The sequence below is a fragment of the Micromonospora sp. NPDC005173 genome (genome assembly GCF_040608515.1).
In the GTDB taxonomy this organism is placed as follows: domain Bacteria; phylum Actinomycetota; class Actinomycetes; order Mycobacteriales; family Micromonosporaceae; genus Micromonospora.
This window is the reverse complement of the sequence record NZ_JBEXIK010000021.1, coordinates 37,241-58,421: the sequence shown is the minus strand read 5'-3', so window position 1 is coordinate 58,421 and position 21,181 is coordinate 37,241. Positions and strand designations below refer to the sequence as shown.

At 72.3% G+C, this 21,181-nt stretch carries 21 protein-coding genes; 6 read left to right on the top strand and 15 right to left on the bottom strand.

The window, feature by feature from the left end; translation table 11 throughout:
• Positions 1–12: 12 nt before the first annotated feature.
• Positions 13–1,143, bottom strand: coding sequence for a PP2C family protein-serine/threonine phosphatase (locus tag ABZV00_RS22650; protein WP_355609361.1), 1,131 nt, complete (start codon positions 1,141–1,143; stop codon positions 13–15).
• Positions 1,144–1,201: 58 nt separating this feature from the next.
• On the opposite strand from ABZV00_RS22650, the gene ABZV00_RS22645 reads away from it, so the two are divergent.
• Positions 1,202–1,843 carry a MarR family transcriptional regulator gene (locus tag ABZV00_RS22645; protein WP_355609358.1) on the top strand — a complete coding sequence of 214 codons (642 nt, stop codon included), beginning with the start codon at positions 1,202–1,204 and terminating at the stop codon, positions 1,841–1,843.
• A gap of 11 nt (positions 1,844–1,854) precedes the next feature.
• Here the strand turns inward: ABZV00_RS22645 and ABZV00_RS22640 are convergent, their stop codons facing one another.
• The 3 genes from ABZV00_RS22640 to ABZV00_RS22630 all read right to left on the bottom strand — a co-directional run bounded on the left by ABZV00_RS22640 (position 1,855) and on the right by ABZV00_RS22630 (position 4,833).
• Positions 1,855–2,880: a PP2C family protein-serine/threonine phosphatase gene (locus ABZV00_RS22640; protein ID WP_355609356.1), complete on the bottom strand. Its 1,026-nt coding sequence runs from the start codon at positions 2,878–2,880 to the stop codon at positions 1,855–1,857.
• Positions 2,881–2,937: 57 nt separating this feature from the next.
• Positions 2,938–3,468: a hypothetical protein gene (locus ABZV00_RS22635; RefSeq protein ID WP_355609353.1), complete on the bottom strand. Its 531-nt coding sequence runs from the start codon at positions 3,466–3,468 to the stop codon at positions 2,938–2,940.
• A 126-nt stretch (positions 3,469–3,594) separates the two neighbouring features.
• On the bottom strand, positions 3,595–4,833 hold the full coding sequence (locus tag ABZV00_RS22630; protein ID WP_355609351.1) for an ROK family transcriptional regulator: 1,239 nt from the start codon (positions 4,831–4,833) through the stop codon (positions 3,595–3,597).
• Positions 4,834–4,920: 87 nt separating this feature from the next.
• Between ABZV00_RS22630 and xylA the strand changes: the two genes are divergently transcribed.
• From xylA to ABZV00_RS22615, 3 genes are read left to right on the top strand one after another with little or no spacing between them, the layout of a single operon-like run.
• A complete protein-coding gene (xylA, locus tag ABZV00_RS22625; protein WP_355609349.1) occupies positions 4,921–6,108 on the top strand; it encodes a xylose isomerase in 1,188 nt (395 codons plus the stop codon).
• Between the two features lie 8 nt (positions 6,109–6,116).
• On the top strand, positions 6,117–7,547 hold the full coding sequence (xylB, locus tag ABZV00_RS22620; protein WP_355609346.1) for a xylulokinase: 1,431 nt from the start codon (positions 6,117–6,119) through the stop codon (positions 7,545–7,547).
• Between the two features lie 57 nt (positions 7,548–7,604).
• Positions 7,605–9,029: an MFS transporter gene (locus ABZV00_RS22615; protein WP_355609344.1), complete on the top strand. Its 1,425-nt coding sequence runs from the start codon at positions 7,605–7,607 to the stop codon at positions 9,027–9,029.
• 116 nt (positions 9,030–9,145) lie between these two features.
• On the opposite strand, the gene ABZV00_RS22610 is transcribed toward ABZV00_RS22615, so the two are convergent.
• From ABZV00_RS22610 to ABZV00_RS22590, 5 genes are all read right to left on the bottom strand, one after another.
• Entirely contained in the window at positions 9,146–10,819 is a 1,674-nt protein-coding gene (locus ABZV00_RS22610; RefSeq protein ID WP_355609459.1) for a glycoside hydrolase family 13 protein, read from the bottom strand.
• Positions 10,820–10,914: 95 nt separating this feature from the next.
• A complete protein-coding gene (locus ABZV00_RS22605) occupies positions 10,915–11,961 on the bottom strand; it encodes a LacI family DNA-binding transcriptional regulator (protein WP_355609341.1) in 1,047 nt (348 codons plus the stop codon).
• A gap of 67 nt (positions 11,962–12,028) precedes the next feature.
• Positions 12,029–12,997, bottom strand: coding sequence for a carbohydrate ABC transporter permease (locus ABZV00_RS22600; protein ID WP_355609339.1), 969 nt, complete (start codon positions 12,995–12,997; stop codon positions 12,029–12,031).
• Position 12,998: 1 nt separating this feature from the next.
• Positions 12,999–14,045: a sugar ABC transporter permease gene (locus tag ABZV00_RS22595; protein ID WP_355609336.1), complete on the bottom strand. Its 1,047-nt coding sequence runs from the start codon at positions 14,043–14,045 to the stop codon at positions 12,999–13,001.
• A gap of 66 nt (positions 14,046–14,111) precedes the next feature.
• Complete coding sequence (locus ABZV00_RS22590; RefSeq protein ID WP_355609333.1) at positions 14,112–15,455, bottom strand: ABC transporter substrate-binding protein; 1,344 nt, start codon at positions 15,453–15,455, stop codon at positions 14,112–14,114.
• Positions 15,456–15,706: 251 nt separating this feature from the next.
• Between ABZV00_RS22590 and ABZV00_RS22585 the strand changes: the two genes are divergently transcribed.
• Positions 15,707–16,480, top strand: coding sequence for a peptidoglycan DD-metalloendopeptidase family protein (locus tag ABZV00_RS22585; RefSeq protein WP_328419705.1), 774 nt, complete (start codon positions 15,707–15,709; stop codon positions 16,478–16,480).
• Between the two features lie 49 nt (positions 16,481–16,529).
• Here ABZV00_RS22585 and ABZV00_RS22580 read toward each other — a convergent pair whose 3' ends face one another.
• From ABZV00_RS22580 to ABZV00_RS22560, 5 genes are all read right to left on the bottom strand, one after another.
• Positions 16,530–17,024, bottom strand: a complete 495-nt coding sequence (locus tag ABZV00_RS22580) for a TspO/MBR family protein (protein WP_355609330.1) — start codon at positions 17,022–17,024, stop codon at positions 16,530–16,532.
• Between the two features lie 693 nt (positions 17,025–17,717).
• Positions 17,718–17,861, bottom strand: a complete 144-nt coding sequence (locus tag ABZV00_RS22575) for a GPGG-motif small membrane protein (protein WP_007464364.1) — start codon at positions 17,859–17,861, stop codon at positions 17,718–17,720.
• Positions 17,852–18,628 (bottom strand): metallophosphoesterase, encoded by a 777-nt coding sequence (locus ABZV00_RS22570; protein ID WP_355609327.1) that lies wholly within the window; start codon positions 18,626–18,628, stop codon positions 17,852–17,854. The genes ABZV00_RS22575 and ABZV00_RS22570 overlap by 10 nt, the downstream gene beginning before the upstream one ends.
• A gap of 10 nt (positions 18,629–18,638) precedes the next feature.
• On the bottom strand, positions 18,639–18,914 hold the full coding sequence (locus ABZV00_RS22565) for a hypothetical protein (RefSeq protein ID WP_328419699.1): 276 nt from the start codon (positions 18,912–18,914) through the stop codon (positions 18,639–18,641).
• Positions 18,911–19,537, bottom strand: coding sequence for a nucleotidyltransferase family protein (locus tag ABZV00_RS22560; protein ID WP_355609457.1), 627 nt, complete (start codon positions 19,535–19,537; stop codon positions 18,911–18,913). The genes ABZV00_RS22565 and ABZV00_RS22560 overlap by 4 nt, the downstream gene beginning before the upstream one ends.
• A gap of 141 nt (positions 19,538–19,678) precedes the next feature.
• Here ABZV00_RS22560 and ABZV00_RS22555 point away from each other — a divergent pair, with 141 nt between their 5' ends.
• Entirely contained in the window at positions 19,679–20,479 is an 801-nt protein-coding gene (locus ABZV00_RS22555; RefSeq protein ID WP_328426053.1) for a dTMP kinase, read from the top strand.
• Here ABZV00_RS22555 and ABZV00_RS22550 read toward each other — a convergent pair.
• Positions 20,464–21,156, bottom strand: a complete 693-nt coding sequence (locus ABZV00_RS22550; protein WP_355609324.1) for an SDR family NAD(P)-dependent oxidoreductase — start codon at positions 21,154–21,156, stop codon at positions 20,464–20,466. The two genes, ABZV00_RS22555 and ABZV00_RS22550, sit on opposite strands and share 16 nt — an antisense overlap.
• Between the last annotated feature and the right edge of the window lie 25 nt (positions 21,157–21,181).

The following is a 21,181-nucleotide window of genomic DNA, read 5'->3' as shown; positions in this document are numbered from 1 at the left end:
ACGCCGGGCCGGCTACGGCTGCGGGCCGGTCCAGTCCAGGCAGACCACCACCGCGTCGTCGACCAGGTCACCGGACACGAACGCGCGCAGGTCCCCGATCAGCGACCGGACGGCGTCCAGCGGCTCCATCGGGCCGGTCCGCCGAAGGAACCGGTCCAGCGCCGTCTCGCCGTAGCGCACGTCCTGCCCGGTGGCGTCCACCACCCCGTCGCTGACCACGAAGAGCCGGTCGCCGCGCTCCAGCGGAAACCGCTGCTCGTGGTAGTCGGTCGCCTCGAACATGCCGAGCGGGAACTGCGCCTCCAGCGGCTGCTCGGTGACCTCTCCGTCGCGCAGCAGGACCAGGCGGGGCGAGCCGGCGTCGACCACGGTCATCACCCCGGAGCGCAGGTCCAGCTCCATCAGCAGCGCGGACAGGTGCCGTTCACCCCGGTACTCGTCGTACAGGGCCTGGTCGGCGAGGGCGGCCTGGTCGGCCAGGCCGAGCCCGCCCCGGCGGGCGTTGCGGAGCGCGTGGGTGGCCAGTGAGGTGAGCAGGGAGGCCGCGACACCCTCGCCGGTGCCGTTGATGGTGGACAACCAGAGCCGCTGCCCGTCGTCGGACCAGTCGAAGCCGTCGCCGCGCACCGTGTACGCCGGCTCCAACTGCCCGGCCAGACTGAACGAGGGCCGGATCCGGCTGCGGCCCGGCAGCAGGTCCCACTGCATCTCGGCGGCCAGGGTGAGCCGCTGGCTGCGCCGCGCGGCGCGGTAGACGTCGGTGCCCGCGGAGACGGCGGCCAGCTCGTGGGCGAGCGCGGTGGTGATGTCGGCCAGCTCGCCGAGGAGGGCAGGGTCGTCCGGGACCGGTGCCAGTCGCAGCACGCCCCGACGCTCGCCGCGCACGCTGACCGGGAGCCAGGCGGTGCCGTCGGCGAGCACCGGCGACTGATGGTCGAAGGCGCGCCAGGCGGGGTGCCCGGGACCCGTGATGGGATCACCCTCGGTGAGGGGCAACAGCTTCGAGAGCCGGTAGTCGACCTGGTACAGCTCCGCCTCGGTGATCCCGTACGACTGGGCCAGAACATCCCCGATGCCGACGACGAGTCGATCGGCGGGTGTCTCGTTCAGGGCGCGTCGTGCCCGATTGACCGTTTCGCTCATCACCACTCCCTTGATCAAAGCTCGACCACCAGTGGGTTCGGAGTAGTCTCGGGCCACCATGGCCGAACTGCACGGTCCGCCGGACCCCGAGACGAGTATGGCTGCCGCATTAGACGCGGCAGCGGCTGCCCTGCTGACCGTGTGGGAGTCCGCCCGGGAGAGGACGGCCAACCGGGTCTCCGGAGCCCAGCTACGGGCTGTGATGGTGGTGGAGCAATTCGACGGGATCAACCTTCGCCGGCTCGCCTCCCGACTCGACATGCTGCTCAGCTCCGCCAGTCGGCTCTGCGACCGGCTGGTCGCCGCCGGAATGCTGGAGCGCGAGCCGGGTCGGTTCGATCGGCGGGAGATCGCCCTGCACCTCACGCCGGAGGCCCAGCGGCTCCTCGCCGAGCTGCGGGCCAACCGGCAGGCACAGCTCGCCGCCGTGCTGAACGGGATGACACCGGCGGGACGCAACGCGCTGCTGCGGGGGATGCAGGAGTTCGACGAGACCGCCCGCCGGCAGCGGAGCCAGAACGTGCAGGCGCCGGGTGGGCCGGACGGACCGGACCGGCCGACCGGGCCGACGGACTCGGTGGAGGATCCGGACGGGCCGACCCGGGCGGTGTGGTCGGGCGTCTCGGGTGGCCCGGAGCGGACCGTCGGCGCATCCCGGGAGCAGCCCACCGGTGAGCCCCCGGTGTCCCGGACCGCCTGACGCCCCGTCGGTCACGCCGGCGCTGACGCACGCACGGCCAGCATCGCGATGTCGTCGTGGGCCTGCCCGTCCAGCCATTCGTCGACCAACTGGAGCAGCCAGTCGACCAGCGCTGCCGGAGGCAGCCCGGCCGCCGAGGCGAGCGCGGCGCTCAGCCGGGCCTCGCCGAACATCTCCACGCCGCGCGGCCCGCCGCGCGCCTCGGTCACCCCATTGGTGTACGCGAGCAGCAGGTCGCCCGGGGCGAGGTGCACCCGGGTCTCGGCGAACCGGGCGGCGGCCAGCGCGCCGACCGGCATTCCGCCGACCGGAACCGGGGTGACCGTGCCTGCGGCCGTGAGCAGCAGCGGCGCTGGATGGCCACCGCCGGCGATCTGGATGTCCACCCCGGCCGGCCCGGAATCCATCGAGCCGAGCAGCAGGGTGGTGAGCTGGCTGCGGCGTGCCGCGTCCGGCGCGTCGAACAGCGCCCGGTTGAGCAGCCGGATCAACTCCAGCGGGCGCCGCTCGACCAGCCGCAGCGTCTGCAACGACTGACGGACCCGGCCGGTCAGCACGGCAGCGCCGACGCCCTTGCCGCAGACGTCGCCGAGCGCGAACAGCGCGCCGCGAGGGTGCGGGAACACCTCGTAGAAGTCGCCGCCGATGCGCAGGCTGTCGCCCGCGGCCCGGTAGCCGCCGGCCATGCGCACCCCGGGCACCGTGGGCAGCTCCGGCGGGAGCAGGCTGGTCTGCAGCACTCGGGCCAGGTGGGCCTGCTCGCCGTACAGCTCGGCGGCGGCCAGCGCGGCGCCGGCCCGGGTGGCGAACTCGCGGGCCAGCTCGATGTCGCGCCGGTCGAAGCCGGCACGCCCGGCCCGGCGGATCAGCAGCAGGGCACCGGCCGGCCCGCCGGCGCTGAGCATCGGGCCGACCAGCACGTTGCCCGGCTGGCCGAACCCCGGCGGCAGCACGGTGGCCAGGTTGGCGAGCTTGGCCTCCAGCCACGGGCTCGGCTCGGTGAGCTCGCCGTCCAGCGCCTCGGTCAGCCCGGGCACGGTGCCGGTCAGCTCCGGGCCGGCCAGCCCGGCGACCGGGGCCGGATCGCCGTCGGCTTACCGGATCCAGCTGACGTGCGGCTCGGCTGTCGGAGGTGGTCGGTGCACCGCCACGGCGGCGTCGGCCAGGTACGGCACGGCGAGGGTCACGCTGGCCCGCAGCGTCTGGTCCCGGTGCAGGGAGAGCCCGAGCCGGCTGCCGGCCTGGGCGAGGAACGCGGTGCGGGAGCGCTCGGCCAGCAGGGCGTCGGCGCGGGCCTGCTCCTCGGTGACGTCCCGGATGTACCAGGCGTACCGGCCGTCGGCGAGCTGTCGCCGGGCGCCGCGCAGTCGCCGGCCGCGATACTCGGCGTCGAAGCTCTCGGTGTCGTCGGCGGTCGCCCGGGCCAGTGCCGGCACCGGGCACCGGGACAGGTCGACGCCTGCGGTGATCTCCGGGAGCAGCTCCGTCGCAGTGGCGTTGACCAGGGTGACCCGCCCGCCCGCGTCGGTCGTCAGCACGGCCTCGGCGAGCCCGTCGAGCAGCTCACGGGCCAACTGGGAGTCGGCCGGCAGCGGATGGCCGGTGGACTGTCGGGTCGTGCTCACCGCCCGACGCCGGCCCGCGTCTGACGACCTCTGCACATGCTGTTCCTGGCTCCTTGCCCGGGGATCGTTGCCGGAGGGAAAGCGTACCGAGCCCCTCCGACGGACGCCCAGAGCGGACGGCCCGGTTCAGCCGCAGCGGGCCAGCCAGCCGGCGGGCCGGGCGACGATCCGGCGGACCACCGAGCCGGCCGCGCCCACCGCGGCGGCTTCCGCGCCGAGCGTCGCCGGCCGGACCGTGACCGGTGACCAGGCGGCGGTGAGCACCCGGCTGGCGATCTCGGCGAGCACCGGCGGGCACAGCCAGGGCGCCAGCGGTGCGTATCCGCCGCCGAGCACCACGGTGTCCAGGTCCAGCAGGTTGACCACGCCGGCCACCGCGACACCGAGCGCGGTCCCAGCGTCGTGCAGCGCCCGCAGCGCGGCGGCGTCGCCCGCCTCGGCCAACTCGGCCAGGCGCGCGGTCGCGGTGTCCGCGGGAAGCTCCGCCCGGGCCAGCCCGGCGGCGGCCACGATGGCCTCCTGCCCGGCGTACTGCTCCAGGCAGCCCCGCCCGCCGCAGCGGCACGGAAGGCCCTGCGGGTGGACCGGGAGGTGCCCGATCTCGCCGCTCCAACCGCGGACGCCACGGAACAGCGCCCCGTCCAGCACGATCCCGGCGCCGATGCCGACCTCGCCGGAGATGTGCAGGAAGCTGGCCGGGCCGGGCGGCCGGGAGTGCAGCTCGCCGAGCGCCGCGAGGTTGGCCTCGTTGTCCACCACCAGTGCCGGTATGCCGGGCACCTGCTCGGTCAGCGGGGGATGCCCGGCGAGCAGTGCGGGCACCGGCACGTCCCGCCAGCCGAGGTTCGGCGCGAGCCGGACCATCCCGGCGTCGTCCACCAGGCCGGGCACGGCGAGCGCGGCCCCGGCCAGGGTCAGGCCCTGCCGGGCGGCGTCGGCGCGGGCCTGTCCGGCCAGCTCGACCAGTCGGGCCAGGGCGTCGGCGGGGTCGACCGGGCGCAGGTCGGCCCGGTGCACGGTCCGGTGCCGGACCTGGCCGGCGAGGTCCACCACGCAGACCGCCAGGTAGTCGACGTTGACCTCCAGGCCGAGCCCGGCCGGCCCCTGGTCGGCCAGCACCAGACCCCGGGCCGGGCGGCCGGCGCCCGCTCGGGGCGCCGGGTCGGCCTCGCTGACCAGTTGGCCGGCGAGCAGGTCCTCGACCACCGCGGAGACGGTGGCCCGGGTCAGGCCGGTCGCCGTGGCCAAATCGGCCCGGGACGGGGGTCGGTCGGCGGCGGCGATCCGGCCGAGCACCAGGGCGAGGTTGAGCTCGCGCAGGCTGCCCTGACGGACCGCACCGGCAGGGGCGTTGGTGGGGCTCACCCCTTGACAGTGCCATACGTCGCGCAAATAATTCAATCGTTGAACAAATAGTGGACGACACCACCCCACCACCCCCGGAGGTTCCTCATGGCACCCCGTCCCACCCCCGCTGACAAGTTCTCCTTCGGGCTCTGGACCGTGGGTTGGCAGGCCCGCGATCCGTTCGGTGACGCGACCCGTCCCGAGCTGGACCCGGTCGAGGCGGTGCACCGGCTCGCCGAGCTGGGCGCGTACGGGATCACCTTCCACGACGACGACCTGGTCCCGTTCGGGGTCGACGCCGCCACCCGTGACCAGCACATCGCCCGATTCCGCAAGGCTCTCGACGAGACCGGCCTGGTGGTGCCGATGGTCACCACCAACCTCTTCAACCACCCGGTCTTCAAGGACGGCGGCTTCACCAGCAACGACCGCGACGTCCGCCGCTACGCGCTGCGCAAGGTGCTGCGCAACGTCGACCTGGCCGCCGAGCTGGGTGCCAGCACCTTCGTGATGTGGGGCGGCCGGGAGGGCTCCGAGTACGACGTCGCCAAGGACGTCCGTGCCGCGCTGGACCGCTACCGCGAGGCGGTCGACCTGCTCACCCAGTACGTCATCGACCGGGGCTACAACCTGCGCTTCGCGCTGGAGCCCAAGCCCAACGAGCCGCGTGGTGACATCCTGCTGCCCACCATCGGGCACGCATTGGCCTTCATCTCCCAGCTGGCCCACCCGGAGCTGGTCGGCCTCAACCCCGAGGTCGGGCACGAGCAGATGGCCGGGCTCAACTACGCCCACGGCATCGCCCAGGCGCTCTGGCAGGGCAAGCTGTTCCACCTTGACCTCAACGGTCAGCGCGGCATCAAGTACGACCAGGACCTGGTCTTCGGCCACGGCGACCTGCTCAACGCGTTCGCCCTGGTGGATCTGCTGGAAAACGGCGGCCCGGACGGCGGTCCGACCTACGACGGGCCCCGGCACTTCGACTACAAGCCCTCCCGGACCGAGGACATGGCCGGGGTGTGGGCGTCGGCAGCGGCCAACATGAGCACGTACCTGCTGCTCAAGGAGCGGGCCGCGGCGTTCCGCGCGGACCCCGAGGTGGCCGAGGCGCTCGCCGTCAGCAAGGTCGCCGAGCTGACCACCCCGACGCTGAACCCCGGCGAGGGGTACACCGACCTGCTGGCCGACCGGTCCGCCTTCGAGGAGTTCGACGTCGACGCGGTGGCCGCCCGGGGCTTCGGCTTCGTCCGGCTCAACCAACTCGCCGTCGAGCACCTGCTCGGCGCCCGCTGAGGCCCGCCATGCCGCTGGTCGCAGGCGTTGACTCGTCCACCCAGTCCTGCAAGGTGGTGATCCGGGACGCGGAGACCGGTGCCCTGCTCCGGCAGGGCCGGGTGCCGCACCCGGACGGCACCGAGGTCGACCCGGAAGCCTGGTGGCAGGCGCTGGGCAGCGCCGCCGACCAGGCCGGCGGGCTGGCCGACGTGGCGGCGGTCTCCGTCGCCGGCCAGCAGCACGGCATGGTCTGCCTCGACGAGGACGGCCGGGTGGTCCGCCCGGCGCTGCTGTGGAACGACACCCGCTCTGCCGACGCCGCCGCCGAGCTGGTCGAGGAGGCCGGCGGCGACGCGGTCGGACGCCGGTTCTGGGCCGAGGCCACCGGCAGCGTGCCGGTGGCCAGCTTCACCATCACCAAGCTGCGCTGGCTGGCCCGGCACGAGCCGGAGCTGGCGGCCCGGGTGGCCGCCGTCTGCCTGCCGCACGACTGGCTGACCTGGCGGCTGGCCGGCGCGCCGGGGCTGGCCGCGCTGCGTACCGACCGGGGTGACGCCAGCGGCACGGGTTACTGGTCCCCGGCCACCGGCGGCTACCGGCTGGACCTGCTGGAGCGGGCCTTCGGCCGGCGGCTGGCGGTGCCCGAGGTGCTCGGCCCGGCCGAGCCGGCCGGCACGCTGCCGGCCGGGACGCTGGGTGGGCCGGGCGGTGCGCTGCTCGGTGCGGGCACCGGGGACAACGCCGCCGCCGCGCTCGGCGTCGGTGCCGGCCCCGGCGACGTGGTCGTCTCGATCGGCACCTCCGGCACGGTGTTCAGCGTCGCCGACGTGGCGGCCGCCGACGAGAGTGGCGCGGTGGCCGGCTTCGCCGACGCAGCCGGACGATTCCTGCCGCTGGTCTGCACGCTGAACGCCGCCCGGGTGCTGGACGCCGCCGCCGCGATGCTCGGGGTCGGCCTGGACGAGCTGGCCGAGCTGGCGCTGTCCGCGCCAGCGGGGGCGGACGGGCTGGTGATGGTCCCCTACCTGGAGGGGGAGCGGACGCCGAACCGGCCGCTGGCCACCGGCGCGGTGCACGGCCTGACCCTGCGCACCTCGACTCCCGCGCACCTGGCTCGGGCCGCCGTGGAGGGCATGCTCTGCGCGCTCGCCGACGGCCTGGACGCGCTGACGGCTCAGGGCGCCACCGTCCGCCGGGTCATCCTGGTCGGCGGCGGGGCACGGTCGGTCGCGGTGCGCCGGATCGCGCCGCAGGTCTTCGGCTGCCCGGTGGTCGTTCCGCCAGCCGGGGAGTACGTCGCCGACGGCGCCGCCCGGCAGGCCGCCTGGGTCGCCCTGGGCGGTCCGACGCCGCCCGCCTGGGCGGTCGAGGGCACCGAGGAGTACGGCGCCGAGCCCGTCCCCGCCGTCCGTGACCAGTACGCCGCCGCTCGGGGGTTGGTCCTCGACCGCCGCTGACCGGCGGCACCCACCCGCATGACGCACTCGTCGGCGCGGTCTGGTTGGCTGCCGGTCATGACCGTGACCAGTGACGGGCCTCGGCGGGCCAGGGGCGGCAGCCGGGCGCACCGGCTGTACAGCGTCGTGGTGTTCGTGCTGCTCGCCTCGCTGGACAACGTGGCGATCGGGCTGGTCCCGCCGCTGTACGGGCCGATCTCCGACGCGTTCGCCGTGTCGGCGCGGTTGCTCGGCCTGGTCACCGCGGTCAGCTTCCTGGTCAGCGCGGTGGCCGCGGTCGGCTGGGCGTACGTCGGCGACCGGACCAACCGCAAACCCCTGCTCATGGTGGGCACGCTGCTCTGGGCGGCGGGCACCGGAGGCAGTGCGTTCGCCGGCGACTACCTGACATTCCTGGCCGCGCAGATGGTCGCGGCGGTCGGTCTCGGTGCGGTCGGCTCGGTGGGCTTCTCGGTGGTCACCGACCTGATCTCACCGACCCGACGAGGGCTGGTGATGAGCTTCTGGGGGCTGTCCCAGGGCGTCGGCACACTGGCCGGCACGCTGGTCGGCGGGCTGCTCGGCGCGACCGACTGGCGGCGTCCGTTCCTGGTGCTGACCGGCGTGGGCCTGGCCGCCACCATGGCCTACCTGTTCACCTACGACATCCGGCGTGGCCAGAGCGAGCCGGAGCTGGCCGAGGCACTGGAGGCCGGAGCCGAGTACGACTACCGGATCAGCCGGGCCGACCTGCCGCGAATCCTGGCCCGGCGGACCAACCGGTGGCTGATCCTGCAGGGCCTGACCGCGCAGGCCGCCTTCGGCTCGCTGGTCTGGCTGCCGGTGCTCTTCGCCGAGCGGGCCGAGGACCAGGGCTACTCGGAGTCGACAGCGGTGGTGGTGGGCAGTGTCTTCGCCACGCTGTTCCAGCTCGGCGGGGTGCTCTCCATCGTCGGCGGGCTGATCGGCGACGCGGTACAGCGGCGTACCCCGCGGGGCCGGGCACTGGTCGCCGCAGTCGGCATCCTCGCCGCGCTGCCGTTCTACCTGGTGCTGTTCTTCGTGCCGGTGACCATCGACGTGCCAAACGGCGGCAGCACCGGCGCGGTGGTCGGCGCGGTGCTGTCCAGTGTGTTCACCGAGCCGACGGTCGGGCTGAGCCTGCTGACCGCGGTGGTGGCGCTGGCGCTGACCTCGGCAAACTCGCCGAACTGGTTCGCGCTGATCGCCGACGTCAACCCGCCCGAGCACCGGGGCACCGTGTACAGCCTGGGCAACCTGGTCAACGGGGTCGGCCGGGCGGCCGGCAACGGGCTGGTCGGGGCGGCCTTCCAGGGCCTGCGTACGGCGTTCCCGCCGCCGCTGAACTTCGCCGTCGGGCTGGCCGCGTTCCAGCTCTTCTTCATTCCCACCGGCATCATGTACTGGCTCGCCTCGCGGACCTCACCGGCGGACATCGACAACGTGCACGACCTGCTGCACACCCGCGCCGACCGTCTCTGAACCGACCCCGCCCCCCGCGCTCGGCGGCGCCGTCCCGCCGCCCCCGGCCCTCGCCGGCCCATCCCGTCGGCCCGGTCAGGAGCAGGGGTCGACGGGAGGGGCCGGTCGGGTTGAGGTCAGCCGCGCAGCCAGACCGTCACGTCGGTCGGGACCGCACCGTCGTCGTCCAGCGGCGCGCTGGCGGCCAGCAACTCGGCACCGGCCGGAACCGGCACCGGGGCGTCACCGAAGTTGGTCAGCACGGTCAGCCCGCCATTGCGGAAGGTCAGCACCTCGTCGCCGGAGGACAACCACTCCAGCGTGCCGCGACCCAGCCCGTGGGCACGGCGCAACCGCAGGACCGTGCGGTACAGCTCGTACGTCGAGCCGGGCACGTCGCGCTGCCGGTCCAGGGCGTACTCCGCGAACAGCGGTGGCTGCGGCAGCCAGCTGGCGTCGGTCGGGCCGAAGCCGTACGACGGCGCGTCGGCCTCCCACGGGATCGGCACCCGGCAGCCGTCGCGACCACGCTGGGTGTGCCCGCTACGCAGCCAGGTCGGGTCCTGCCGGGCCTCGTCGGGCATCGTGGTGTGCTCGGGCAGCCCCAGCTCCTCGCCCTGGTAGAGGTAGGCCGAGCCGGGCAGGGCCAGCATCAGCAGGGTGGCCGCCCGAGCCCGGCGCAGGCCGAGTGCGGCGTCCGGCTGCGGGTCGCCGATCCCGATGCCGTTGGGCCGGCCGGCGCCGGTCGGCAGGCCGAGCCGGGAGGCGTGCCGCACCACGTCGTGGTTGGACAGCACCCAGGTGGTCGGCGCGCCGACCGAGTCGGTCGCCTCCAGCGAGCGGGTGATCACCGCGTACTGGGCCGGTGCGGTCCAGGAGGCGAGCAGATACTCGAAGTTGAACGCCTGGTGCATCTCGTCCGGGCGGACGTAGCGGGCCAGCCGCTCGGCCGGCTCCACCCACGCCTCGGCGACCAGCACCCGCTCGCCGGGGTAGCTGTCCAGGACCTGCCGCCACTGTCGGTAGATCTCGTGCACGCCCTCCTGGTCCCACATCGGCGGGCGCGGCTTGTCCACCTCGTTGCCGGAGAGGATCTCCTGCGGCTCCTGCCAGTCGGCCAGGTCGGCCTGCTTGACCAGGCCGTGCGCCACGTCGACGCGGAAGCCGTCGACCCCACGGTCCAGCCAGAACCGCAGCACGTCCAGGAACTCCGCGTGCACCTCGGGGTTGTCCCAGTTCAGGTCGGGCTGGCCGGTGTCGAACAGGTGCAGGTACCACTGGCCGGGCCGCCCGTCCGGGTCGACCGTGCGAGTCCAGGCCGGGCCGCCGAAGACGCTCTGCCAGTCGTTCGGCGGCTGGTCGCCGGCCGGGCCGAGGCCGTCACGGAAGATGTACCGCGCCCGCTCCGGGCTGCCGGGTGCGGTGGGCAGCGCGGCCCGGAACCAGCGGTGCGCCGAGGAGGTGTGGTTCGGCACCAGGTCGACGATCACCCGCAGACCGCGGGAGCGGGCCTCGGCGATCAGCTTGTCCGCGTCCGAGAGGGTGCCGAACAGCGGATCGACGTCCCGGTAGTCGGCCACGTCGTAGCCGGCGTCGGCCTGCGGCGACGGGTAGAACGGGGAGAGCCACACCGCGTCCACGCCCAGCTCGACCAGGTGGTCGAGGCGGGCGGTGATGCCCGGCAGGTCGCCGACCCCGTCGCCGTCCGAGTCGGCGAACGAGCGGGGGTAGATCTGGTAGATGGCGGCTTCGGTCCACCAGCCGGTGATCGGGTCGCCGGAGGGGATCTGCTGCGTCGGGTCGGTGTTCAGGGTCGTCTCCCGTGTCGAGCTGTGGGTGGACTGCCGGGCGCTGCTGCTGCCGGCCACGTCGCCGCCAGCCGCCGGCCGGCGGCGGATGGGTCCGTTCAGTGTGCCCGGGGTGGTGCGGTCGAGTCCCGGACCACCAGCCGAGTGGGCAGGATCACCGGGGTCTCGCAGCCGGCGGTCCGCTGACCGACGATCGGGCCCACGCTCCGGGCAGCGAGCGGGTCGAGCAGCATCCGGGCGGCCAGCCGGCCCTGCTCGGCGGCGGGCTGGGCGATGGTGCTGAGCCCGAGCACGCCGGCCAGGTCGTGGTCGTCGATGCCGATCACGCTGACGTCCTGCGGTACCCGCAGCCCGGCGTCGCGCAGCGCGGTCATCGCGCCCATCGCCATCTCGTCGCAGGCCGCGAAGATCGCGGTCGGCGGCTCGCCCCGGGCCAGCAGCTCGGCGGCGGCCCGGTTGCCGCCGTCGATGGTGAACGTCGACTCGACGTCCAGGCTCGGGTCGGGTCGCAGGCCGGCGGCCCGCAGCTCCGCCTGGTAGCCCCGGCGTCGGTCCAGGTGGGTGGTGAAGGCCAGTTCGTCGTCGGGGTCACCGGAGATGTGCGCGATCCGGTGGTGACCGAGGTCGAGCAGGTGCCGGGTGGCGGTCCGGGCGGCGGCCACGTCGTCGATCCGCACGCACGGCCAGTTGGGCACCCTGGTCCCCGAGCTGATGGTCACACCGGGCAGGTCCAGGGTGGCCAGCGCGGTCAGGTCTGCCGGCCGCAGCGGCGTGGCGACCAGCATGATCGCGTCCACCCGCTTGTGCAGGTTGGCGGTGCGCAGCACCCGTTGGCGGACCTGTTCCCGGCCGCCCAGGTTGTACAGCAGCAGGTCGTAGCCGGACTGGTGGAGGAACTCCTCGACCGCCTCGACGATGGTGCTGAAGAACCAGCGGGTGATCCGGGGGACCACCACCGCGACCGTGCCGGTCCGGCCGCCAGCGAGCCGGGACGCACTCGGCGAGACCTCGTAGTCGAGCTGCTCGGCGGCGGCGAGCACCCGGCGCCGGGTGGCCGCCGAGACCGTCGGCAGCCCGCGCAGTGCCCGCGAAACGGTGGCTGTGGACACTCCGGCCAGCCGGGCGACATCATCAATCTTCGTCACGGTTCCCCCGCTCCCTACCCGCACGCCCGCCGCCGCCCGAGGGGCCAGGCGGCGGCGGGCATGCGGGTCAGCCCTTGACGCTGCCGGCGAGCAGACCTCGCACGAAGTAGCGCTGGAGGGACAGGAACACGATGAGCGGTACGACGATCGAGACGAACGCGCCGGCAGTCAGCCGCTGCCACTCGTTGCCCCGGGTGCCGGCCATCTCGGCCAGCCGGACGGTGAGCGGAGCTGTCTCGTTGCCGCCACCAGCGAAGATCAGCGCGACCAGCAGGTCGTTCCAGACCCAGAGGAACTGGAAGATGCCGAACGCGGCCAGCGCCGGCATGATCAGCGGCAGCACGATGCTGCGGAAGATCTTCGGGTGGCTGGCCCCGTCTACCCGGGCCGCCTCCATCAGGTCTCCCGGCAGTTGCGAGATGAAGTTGTGCAGCAGGAAGACGGCGAACGGGAGCGCGAAGCAGGTGTGCGCGAACCACACCTGGGCGAACTTCTGTTCGTCGACCAGATCCCAGGCCGGCATCAGGGTCACGCCGCCGAGGGTGACGCCGGTGGAGAAGAACTTCAGCAGCGGCACCAGGGCCATCTGCAACGGCACGATCTGCAACGCGAAGATCGCGATGTAGAGCCAGTCCCGGCCACGGAAGTTGATCCACGCCAGCGCGTACGCGGCCAGGGCCGCGAAGGCGAGCGGGAAGAGCACCGAGGGGATGGTGATCGCCAACGAGTTGACGAAGTAGCTCGCGAGCTGCCCGGATGACGACGACCGCCCGAACAGGACCTGCTGGTAGTTCTCCAGCGTGAACTGCGGGTTGGTGAAGGCGGTCCACCAGCCGGTGGTCTTGATCTCGTCCTCCGGCCGGAGGGAGGAGATGAACAGGCCGAAGGTCGGGATGGTCCAGACCACCGCGATGACGACCGAGACAAGGGTCGCGGTACGGCTGTTCAGCCGCTTGCGGACCCGCCCGGCGGTGGTGGGCGTGGTGCCGTCGGTCTTCTGGGTGCCGGCGGCCACGGTGGGCGTTGCGGTGGTCATCTCAGCCCTCCCGCTGCTGACGGAGGTTGCGGATCTGGTAGATCACGACCGGGATGACCAGGATGAAGAGGAAGACCGCGAGTGCGGAGCCCTGCCCGTTCTGGCCGTACCGGAACGCCTGGTTGTACATCTCGCTGGCGATCACGTTGGTGTCGTAGTTGCCGTTGGTCGAGGTCCGGACGATGTCGAAGACCTTGAGCGTGGCGATCGTGAGCGTCACCACCACGACGATCAGCGCCGGCCGGATGCTCGGCATGGTGATCCGCCAGAACATCTGCCACGGGCTGACGCCGTCGAGGCGGGCGGCCTCCACGATGTCACCGGGGATGGACTTGATCGCGGCGGAGAGCACCACCATGGCGAAACCGGCCTGGATCCAGACCATGATGACGATCAGCAGCAGCGTGTTCAGCGGTGATTCGAGCAGCCACTGCTTGGGCTCACCGCCGAGGCTGACCACGATCTGGTTGAGCAGACCGATCTGGTCGCCGTCGCCGCGGTAGGCGTAGACGAACTTCCAGATGATGCTGGCACCGACGAAGGAGATCGCCATCGGCAGGAAGATCAGTGATTTGGCCACCGCCTCGAAGCGGGCCTTGTCCACCAGAACGGCGTAGATCAGGCCGAACGCGGTCGCAACCAGCGGGACCAGGACCACCCAGACCAGGGTGTTGATCAGGACCCGGATGATCGAGCCGTCGGAGAACAGCCAGCCGTAGTTGCGCAGCCCGACCCAGTTGTTGCTGCCCGCGTCCATGAAGGACAGCAGTGTGGTGCGGATGGCCGGAACGACCAACCCGACCATGAGCAGCAGCAGCGTGGGCAGCAGGAAGAAGAGCGCGAAGAGTCCCTCCCCCTGCTTGCGCCGGCGGGGGAGCGGGGTGCCGCTGACGGACGCGGCGACCAACTGCGCCTCCCGCCGCCGAGCGAACCAGGCCGGCACCACGTCGAGAAGCAGGAGCAGACCGCCCACCACCGCGACGAAAGCGATCAGCCCGTACATCAGCATGAGGAACTTCGGCTGTTCCTCCGCGAAGTCGAACTCCATCGACCCTCCCAGGTCCGGATCCGCCGGTGGGCCGGCCCGCGGGTGCGGACCGGCCCACCGTTCAGATCACTTCCAGCTGCTCTCGATGCCCTGGAGCACCGGTGCGGTGTCCTTGCCGTTGATCCACTCGACCATGCCCTTCCAGAACGTCCCCGCGCCGACCGCGGCCGGCATCAGGTCGGATCCGTCGAAGCGGAAGACGCCGCTCTTGTCCTGCAGGATCTGGACGGAGAGCTTGTCGATCGGACTGGCGACATTGGCGATGTCCAGCTTGTTGTTCGCCGTGACCCAGTTGCCCAGCTTCGCGCGGCTGTTGACGTACTCGCTGGAGGCGAGGTAGGTCTGCACCGCCTGGACCTCGGGGCGGTCGGCGTAGGCGACGACGAACTCGCCCGCGCCCAGCACCGGCTTGCCCTTGGCGGGGTCGATGGCCGGGAAGTAGAACGCGAACGCGTCACCGTCCTCGGCCACCTTGGTGCCCTCGGGGAACTGGTTGGCGTAGAAGGACGCCTGCCGGTGCATGGCGCACTTGCCGGTGGTGACGGGCAGGCCGGCCTCACCGAAGGCGGTGGTGCCGATGCTCTTCACGCCGCCGAAGCCGCCGTTCATGTACTTCTCGTTCTTCAGGATGGTGCCGGCCCGGTTGACCGCGTCGACGATCCGCGGGTCGTTGAACGGGATGGCGTGGGTCGTCCACTGGTCGTAGACCTCGGGGGTCTGCGTCCGCAGCAGCACGTCCTCGATCCAGTCCGTGGCCGGCCAGCCGGTGGCGTCACCGGACTCGATACCGGCGCACCACGGCTTGACGCCGCTCGCAGCGATCGTGTCGCTGAGCTTGATCATGTCGTCCCAGCTGGTCGGGACCGCCCAGCCCTTCTCCTTGAAGAGCTTCGGCGAGTACCAGACGAAGGACTTCACGTTGGCGCCGAGTGGCACACCGTAGAGGGTGCCGTTGACGGTGCCGTACTTCAGCCAGTCGGCCGGCAGGTTCTGCTCGGCCATCGTCTTGGTGTCGGCACCGAGGGACTTCAGCTTGCCCGCGTCGGCGAACCGCTTGACCAGACCCGGCTGGGGCACGAACGCCAGGTCGGGCGCGTTGCCGCCGTCGACCCGGACCGGGAGCTGCGCCTCGAACTCGGCGTTGCCCTCGTAGTCGATCTCGATGCCGGTGCACTCGGTGAACTGCGACCACGACCGCTCCAGCAGGTCGGCCTCGGCGTCACGGATGGACGCGTAGATGGAGACCTTCTTGCCGTCGTGGCCCTCGTACTTGTCGTATGCGGCACACTCCGCGGAGCCCGCGTTGTCGCTCTTCTTGTCGTCGCCGGTACCGCAAGCGGTGGCGCTGAGCGCCAGCCCGAGTACACCGGCGATCGCGAAGGCCTGGCGTGGTCTGGTAAAGACCGCCATGCCGTCCTCCTTTCTAGCCGGCGCGGTCGTGCTCAAAGGCCCGGCGCCGGTCCCGATGGGCGTGCACACATGTAAGCGCTTGCATCGGGTTCGGTCCAGCCCCTGTCAGACACGAGCGAGTAACAATCCGGAAACCTCCGGGCTGCCTCGTGGGCGCGCTCCCGGGCCAGATCTTCGACTCTTTCGAAGGATGACGATATCTGTCAGGCTGAGTACCACGCATCGAAGGTTTTCGACATAGGAGGAGCTGTATGCGTAAGCGGTGGATCAGCCTGCTGGTGACGGGTCTGCTCGTCGGGGGAGTCCTGGCCCCGGCGAGCCCGGCGCTGGCCGCGCCGACCTTCAAAGTGCCGTTCCCGTGCGGCCAGTCCTGGACCGGGCAGACCCGGACGAACCACAGCCCGGCGAACGCCGTCGACTTCAACCGCACCGACGACCTCGGTGACCCGGTGGTGGCCAGCGCGCCCGGCACCGTCGATCGGGTGACCGACCTCGGTGGCACCAGCTACGGCAAGTACGTCCGAATCAACCACGGTGGCGGTTACAGCACGTACTACGCCCACCTCAACGGCTTCAACGTCTCGGTCGGGCAGACGGTCGCCTACGGCAAGGTGCTCGGCTGGGTCGGCAGCACCGGCGGCTCGACCGGCCCGCACCTGCACTACGAGCAGCGCCTCAACGGCAGCGACATCCAGGTCCGCTTCAACGGCACCCTCGCGCTGTACTGGGGCAGCAGGAGCTACACCAGCGACAACGGTTGCAGCTCGGGCGCCGGTTCCGGCACGGTCGACACCAGCGGCACCCCGCTGACCGTCCGCTCCGGCCCCGGCACCGGGTACGCCTCGGTGGGGACCGTCGCCGACGGCACCCGGGTGACCATCGCCTGCCAGACCAGCGGCACCACGGTCACCGGCACCTACGGCACCAGCTCGATCTGGGACCGGATCGGCAGTGGCCGCTACATCGCCGACGCGTACGTGTACACGGGTCACGACGGCTACATCCCCAACGTGCCCCGCTGCTGACCGGGAACGGCACGGTCCCCGGCGGGCGCCGCCGCCGGGGACCGGTAGGTCAGGAGTTCAGCCGCCAGATCGACAGGTTCAGTGCGGCAGCGAAGGTGACCCAGGCCCAGTAGGGCAGCAACAGCGCCGCCGCGACCCGCGAGACCCGGGCGAACAACACCACCGTGAGCCCGATGGCCAGCCACATCGCCACGATCTCGGCGAACGCCAGCCCGTACTGCCCCGCGCCGAAGAACAGCGGGGTCCAGATCGCGTTGAGCACCAGCTGGGCGGTCCACGCCCAGAGCGGCGGGGAGAAGCCGACCCGGCGCCAGACCAGCCAGCCGGCCACCGCGATCAGCGCGTAGAGCAGCGACCAGGCCGGGCCGAACAGCCACGAGGGCGGCGCCCAGCTGGGCTGCCGCAGGCTCGCGTACTCCTCGGTGGTGCCCTGCACCCCCAACCCGCCGATCGCGGCCGCGACGAAGACGGCCGCCACGAAGCCGACCAACGCCCAGCGCGACCGTCGGTTGGAGGTTGGACGCACGTCCTGCGATCTCTTCACGGTCAAGATGTTTCCGTCTGGTCGGCGGTCAAACGCTGCACCGGCCCAGGCAGGGCTCGCGCCCAGGTTGCCGCCGCCGGTGCCCGCGCCAGCGCGGTCCTGTCGAGCTGCCCCAGATCTGGACCGGTCTGCGCCGTGACCGTACTCGTGCGGATACGCCCTCGTGGGCCGAACCGCTGTGCAGCCCTCGCCGTGGCCGAACCGGTGGGCGCGGATGGCGTTGCGGCGCGGTCGTGGCTGAACCGGGGGTGGGGGTGGTGTTGCGGGGCGGTCGTGGCTGAACCGGGGGTGGGGGTGGTGTTGCGGGGCGGTCGTGGCTGAACCGGGGGTGGGGGTGGTGTTGGGGCGCGGTCGTGGCCGAGCCGGTCGGTGTGGGTGGCGTTGCGGCGCGGTCGGGGGTTCGCGGGTGGGCGGGGACGCCGTCGTGGCCCGACTGGTGCGCTCACGTCGTGGCGGCCAACTGGCGCGGACATGCTGTAACTGGTGCTGGCTCCGGCGCCCCATATCTGGGGCAGCTCGATAGGGACTGAAGCGGGCACCCGGGCGGGGGCGGCGGGGCGGGACGCCTCCGCCTGGATGCTCAGACCCTCGGACAGCACAGCGCCGGGGTCGCCGCGGGCGGTGCTCCTGTCGGGAGGACGGAGCTCCGGTCGCGGCGACCCCGGCGGGTCCCGGTGTTACGAGATGCGAACGTCAATTGAAGATGCTGACACCACCCGGGCCGACCAACAGCCCGACGACGATGAGGACGATGCCCCACAGGATCTGCCGGCGGAACAGCGCGAGAATGCCGGCGACCACGAGTACGACTGCGAGAATCCAGAGAATCAGCTCCATGACCTCTGACTACCCGACCCGCCGATTGGGGAAACCTGGTCGGTGTCAAGTTGATCGCCCACGTGGAAGACGCTGTACGCCTGCTTGATCACCGGGTGCGCGACGTTGCGTACGCGTACCCCGCCGGGGGTGGTGCCGCGCTCGGTGCCGGCGTGCGCGTGCCCGTGCAGGGCGAGCGCGGTGGGGGCCGAGTCGATCGACTGCCCCAGCTGGTACGAGCCGAGGAACGGGTAGATCTCCAGCGGCTCGCCGGCCAGCGTGTCCGGCACCGGTGAGTAGTGGGTGAGCGCGACCAGCATGTCGCAGTCCAGCGAGCGCAGTGCGTCACCGAGCCGGTCCGCGCTGTCGTTGGTGGTTTGGACGAACGCCTTCATCTCCGGCTCGCCGAAGTCGCTCGCACACCGACCGGCGAACCCGCCGCCGAACCCCTTGACGCCGGCGATGCCGAGCCGCCCGCCCGCGCAGTCCAGCACGACGCCGTTGCCCTCCAGCACGGTGATGCCCGCGTCCTCGAGCACCTTGACCACCTGCGGCACCTGGTCACACTGGTGGTCGTGGTTGCCCAGCACGGTCACCACGGGCACGGCCAACCCGCCGAACTCCTGCGCGACGCAGCGCGCCTCGGCCTCGGTGCCGTGCCGGGTCAGATCCCCGGCCAACAGCAGCACGTCGGCGCACTCTGGCAGCTCCTCCAGCGCGGGGCGGAACCGGCCGACCACGTCCTCGTCCAGATGCACGTCGCCCACGGCGGCGATCCGGATCACCATGGAACCTCCCTCAGGGCAGTTGCTCGATCTCCGTGGGCGCCTGAACACGGATCACCCCGATGTCGCTGGTGATCGGCACGTCCGGGAAACGCTCGGCCACCCGGCGCAGGATCTCCTCGCGCCGGTGCGGGCTCTCCACCTCGCCGTAGAGCACGAGGGCGCGTTCCCGCCGCACCACGGTGATCCCCTGTTCGGCGACGGCCGGGTCCTCGGCCAGCAGCCGGTGGATCTCCGCCTCGACGTACTCGTCCGGCGGCCCGGCGCCGCTGTCGCGATGGTGGGTCACGGTGTCCCCTCTCCTGCCTGGGTGCCGGCTTCCGGCACCACCTCCAGCCGGTCCAGCAGCACCAGGAACGCCTCGGCGTACGGCGAGTGCTGCGTCTCCTTGCGTACCCGTTCCCAGTCGATCTGCTCCCGCAGCGACCGGGCCAGCGGCAGGCCGCGGGCGAAGTCGCAGTAGTGCTGGGAGAAGCTGAGCAGCTTGTGCACCATCAGCTGGGTGGCGGACAGAACCGGCATGTGAATCGCGTCGACCGGCCGGATGACCGTGTCGCCGAACGTCTCCTCGGTCACCGGCGTCTCGATCGGCCGGTGGATCAGGTCCACCATCCGCCCGTCGTCGAAGACCTTCACCAGCCAGTCCTCTGGGGGGCGCTCGGCGACGAAGCCGGCGGCCACCAGGGCCTCCAGCGACCGTTCGACGTCGGCCTCCCGGATCAGGAAGTCGACGTCGTGGTCGCTGGAGTGGCCACCGTGGGCGTAGACGGCGAAGCTGCCGCCGAGCGCGAACGGGATCTCGGACTGCTTGAGCACGGCGGCGACCTTCTTGAGGGTGTGCACCAGACTCTCGTCCCCGCGCTCAGCCATCTGGTTCTCCCGTCGGTCAGGTCGGTGGACAGGCGGTTGGATTTGAATCTCCCGTACCCGGCATTCCGGTCGGCCACACCTGGTCCGGTCGCGGGCGGGTGCCAACCGGGATGAAGCACCATAAACCTCGCCGAGTCGGAGCGCGGGTCGGATAACCTGTCGAGGGTGGCCAGATCAACGGGGATGCGACGCAGCAGGGCCCGGTTGCGCACCGTCGCCCTGATCGGCATTGACGGTTCGGGCAAGACCACCCAGGCGCACCGGCTGGCCGACGCGTTGACCGCCGCTGGCCGCCCGGCCAAGTACCGGCGCAACGCGAGCGGGCGCCGCTGGCTCGGCCGGGTCGCCCACCGGTTCGGCCGCCCCGACGCCCAGCGACTTGTCGGGCGCGACGGCATGCTGGCGGTGGAGTCCGTGCTTCGCTGGCTCGCCATCGCAGCCGCGCTGCTCAGCTGCCTGCTCACCGGCCGGACGGCGGTGATGGACCGGTACTCGGCCTGCCAGTACGCCAGCATCCGGGCCCATGGCGGGCACCGCTGGGAGCGGCTGGCCCGGGCCGGCTACCGGTGCTTCCCGACGCCCCAGGTGACCTTCCTGCTCGCCGTCGACCCGGCCGAGGCGTACCGACGGATCGAACAGCGCGGCACCGACCACGAGACGATGGGCTGGCTGACCGCGGCCGACACCGCCTACCGCGCCCTACCCGAGTACCCGACCTTCGTGTTGGTGGACGCGGGCCGCCCGGCCGAGGAGGTGACCGAGCAGATTCAGGCGCACCTGGCGACCTGGCTGCCGCCCGACGCCCGTCCCGACCCCGCCCGTCCGTCGGCCGTCCCGCCGCCGTCCGACGTGCCGCCTGAGCCGTCCGTGCCGGAGCCGTCGGCGTCGCCGCCACCCGTCGTGACCACGTCCGCCGAGCCGGCGGCGGGGGAGCAGAGCGGTCGCTATCCCGCCGGGCCGCTGGTGGCTCAGGCCCGCCCGTAGACCGGGACGGTGGCGCCGCTGGTCGGTGCGGACTCCGCCGACGCGAGGAAGTGGATCACCGGCGCGATCTCGGCCGGGGTCACCCAGCGGGAGTGGTCGGCGTCGGGCTGCGCGGCCCGGTTCGCCGGGGTGTCGATGACGCTGGGCAGAATGGTGTTGCAGCGCACATTGCGGGACCGGTACTCCACGGCGACCGCGTTGGCGAAGGCGAGCACGGCCGCCTTGGCCGTGACATAGCCGGCCGCACCGGGAAACGGGGCGACTGCCGCGCGGGCCGAGACACAGACCACCGCGCCGCCGCCAGCCGCCACCAGGTGCGGCAGCGCGGCCTGGGTGACCAGGTAGGTCGGCCGCAGGTTGGCGGTGAGCATCCGCTCGAACTCCTCGACCGGTGTCTCGTGCACCAGCCCGCCGCTGGCGTACCCCCCGACCAGGTTGACCACCGCCCGCAGTGGCGCCACCGGCTCACCGGCGGCGGCCTCGACCGCCCGTGCCGCGCCGGCCGGGTCGGTCAGGTCCGCGACCAGCCGGACCGGCCCGTCCACTGCCGGCTCCGACCGGGGCCGGGCTTCCCGCTCCGGTACGACCACCCGCCAGCCGGCCGTCAAGAAGGTGGCGACAACCGCCCCGCCGAGCCCGCCCGTACCTCCGGTCACCAGCACACTGCGATCTGCCATGCGCCCACGCTAGCGGCCACGCCGG

What these genes read in the sequence shown, in the direction of transcription:
- ABZV00_RS22650 (WP_355609361.1), bottom strand. Translation starts at nt 1,143, where the DNA reads ATGAGCGAAACGGTCAATCGGGCACGACGCGCCCTGAACGAGACACCC.
- ABZV00_RS22645 (WP_355609358.1), top strand. Translation starts at nt 1,202, where the DNA reads ATGGCCGAACTGCACGGTCCGCCGGACCCCGAGACGAGTATGGCTGCC.
- xylA (WP_355609349.1), top strand. Translation starts at nt 4,921, where the DNA reads ATGGCACCCCGTCCCACCCCCGCTGACAAGTTCTCCTTCGGGCTCTGG.
- xylB (WP_355609346.1), top strand. Translation starts at nt 6,117, where the DNA reads ATGCCGCTGGTCGCAGGCGTTGACTCGTCCACCCAGTCCTGCAAGGTG.
- ABZV00_RS22615 (WP_355609344.1), top strand. Translation starts at nt 7,605, where the DNA reads ATGACCGTGACCAGTGACGGGCCTCGGCGGGCCAGGGGCGGCAGCCGG.
- ABZV00_RS22600 (WP_355609339.1), bottom strand. Translation starts at nt 12,997, where the DNA reads ATGACCACCGCAACGCCCACCGTGGCCGCCGGCACCCAGAAGACCGAC.
- ABZV00_RS22595 (WP_355609336.1), bottom strand. Translation starts at nt 14,045, where the DNA reads ATGGAGTTCGACTTCGCGGAGGAACAGCCGAAGTTCCTCATGCTGATG.
- ABZV00_RS22590 (WP_355609333.1), bottom strand. Translation starts at nt 15,455, where the DNA reads ATGGCGGTCTTTACCAGACCACGCCAGGCCTTCGCGATCGCCGGTGTA.
- ABZV00_RS22585 (WP_328419705.1), top strand. Translation starts at nt 15,707, where the DNA reads ATGCGTAAGCGGTGGATCAGCCTGCTGGTGACGGGTCTGCTCGTCGGG.
- ABZV00_RS22575 (WP_007464364.1), bottom strand. Translation starts at nt 17,861, where the DNA reads ATGGAGCTGATTCTCTGGATTCTCGCAGTCGTACTCGTGGTCGCCGGC.
- ABZV00_RS22570 (WP_355609327.1), bottom strand. Translation starts at nt 18,628, where the DNA reads ATGGTGATCCGGATCGCCGCCGTGGGCGACGTGCATCTGGACGAGGAC.
- ABZV00_RS22555 (WP_328426053.1), top strand. Translation starts at nt 19,679, where the DNA reads ATGCGACGCAGCAGGGCCCGGTTGCGCACCGTCGCCCTGATCGGCATT.
- ABZV00_RS22550 (WP_355609324.1), bottom strand. Translation starts at nt 21,156, where the DNA reads ATGGCAGATCGCAGTGTGCTGGTGACCGGAGGTACGGGCGGGCTCGGC.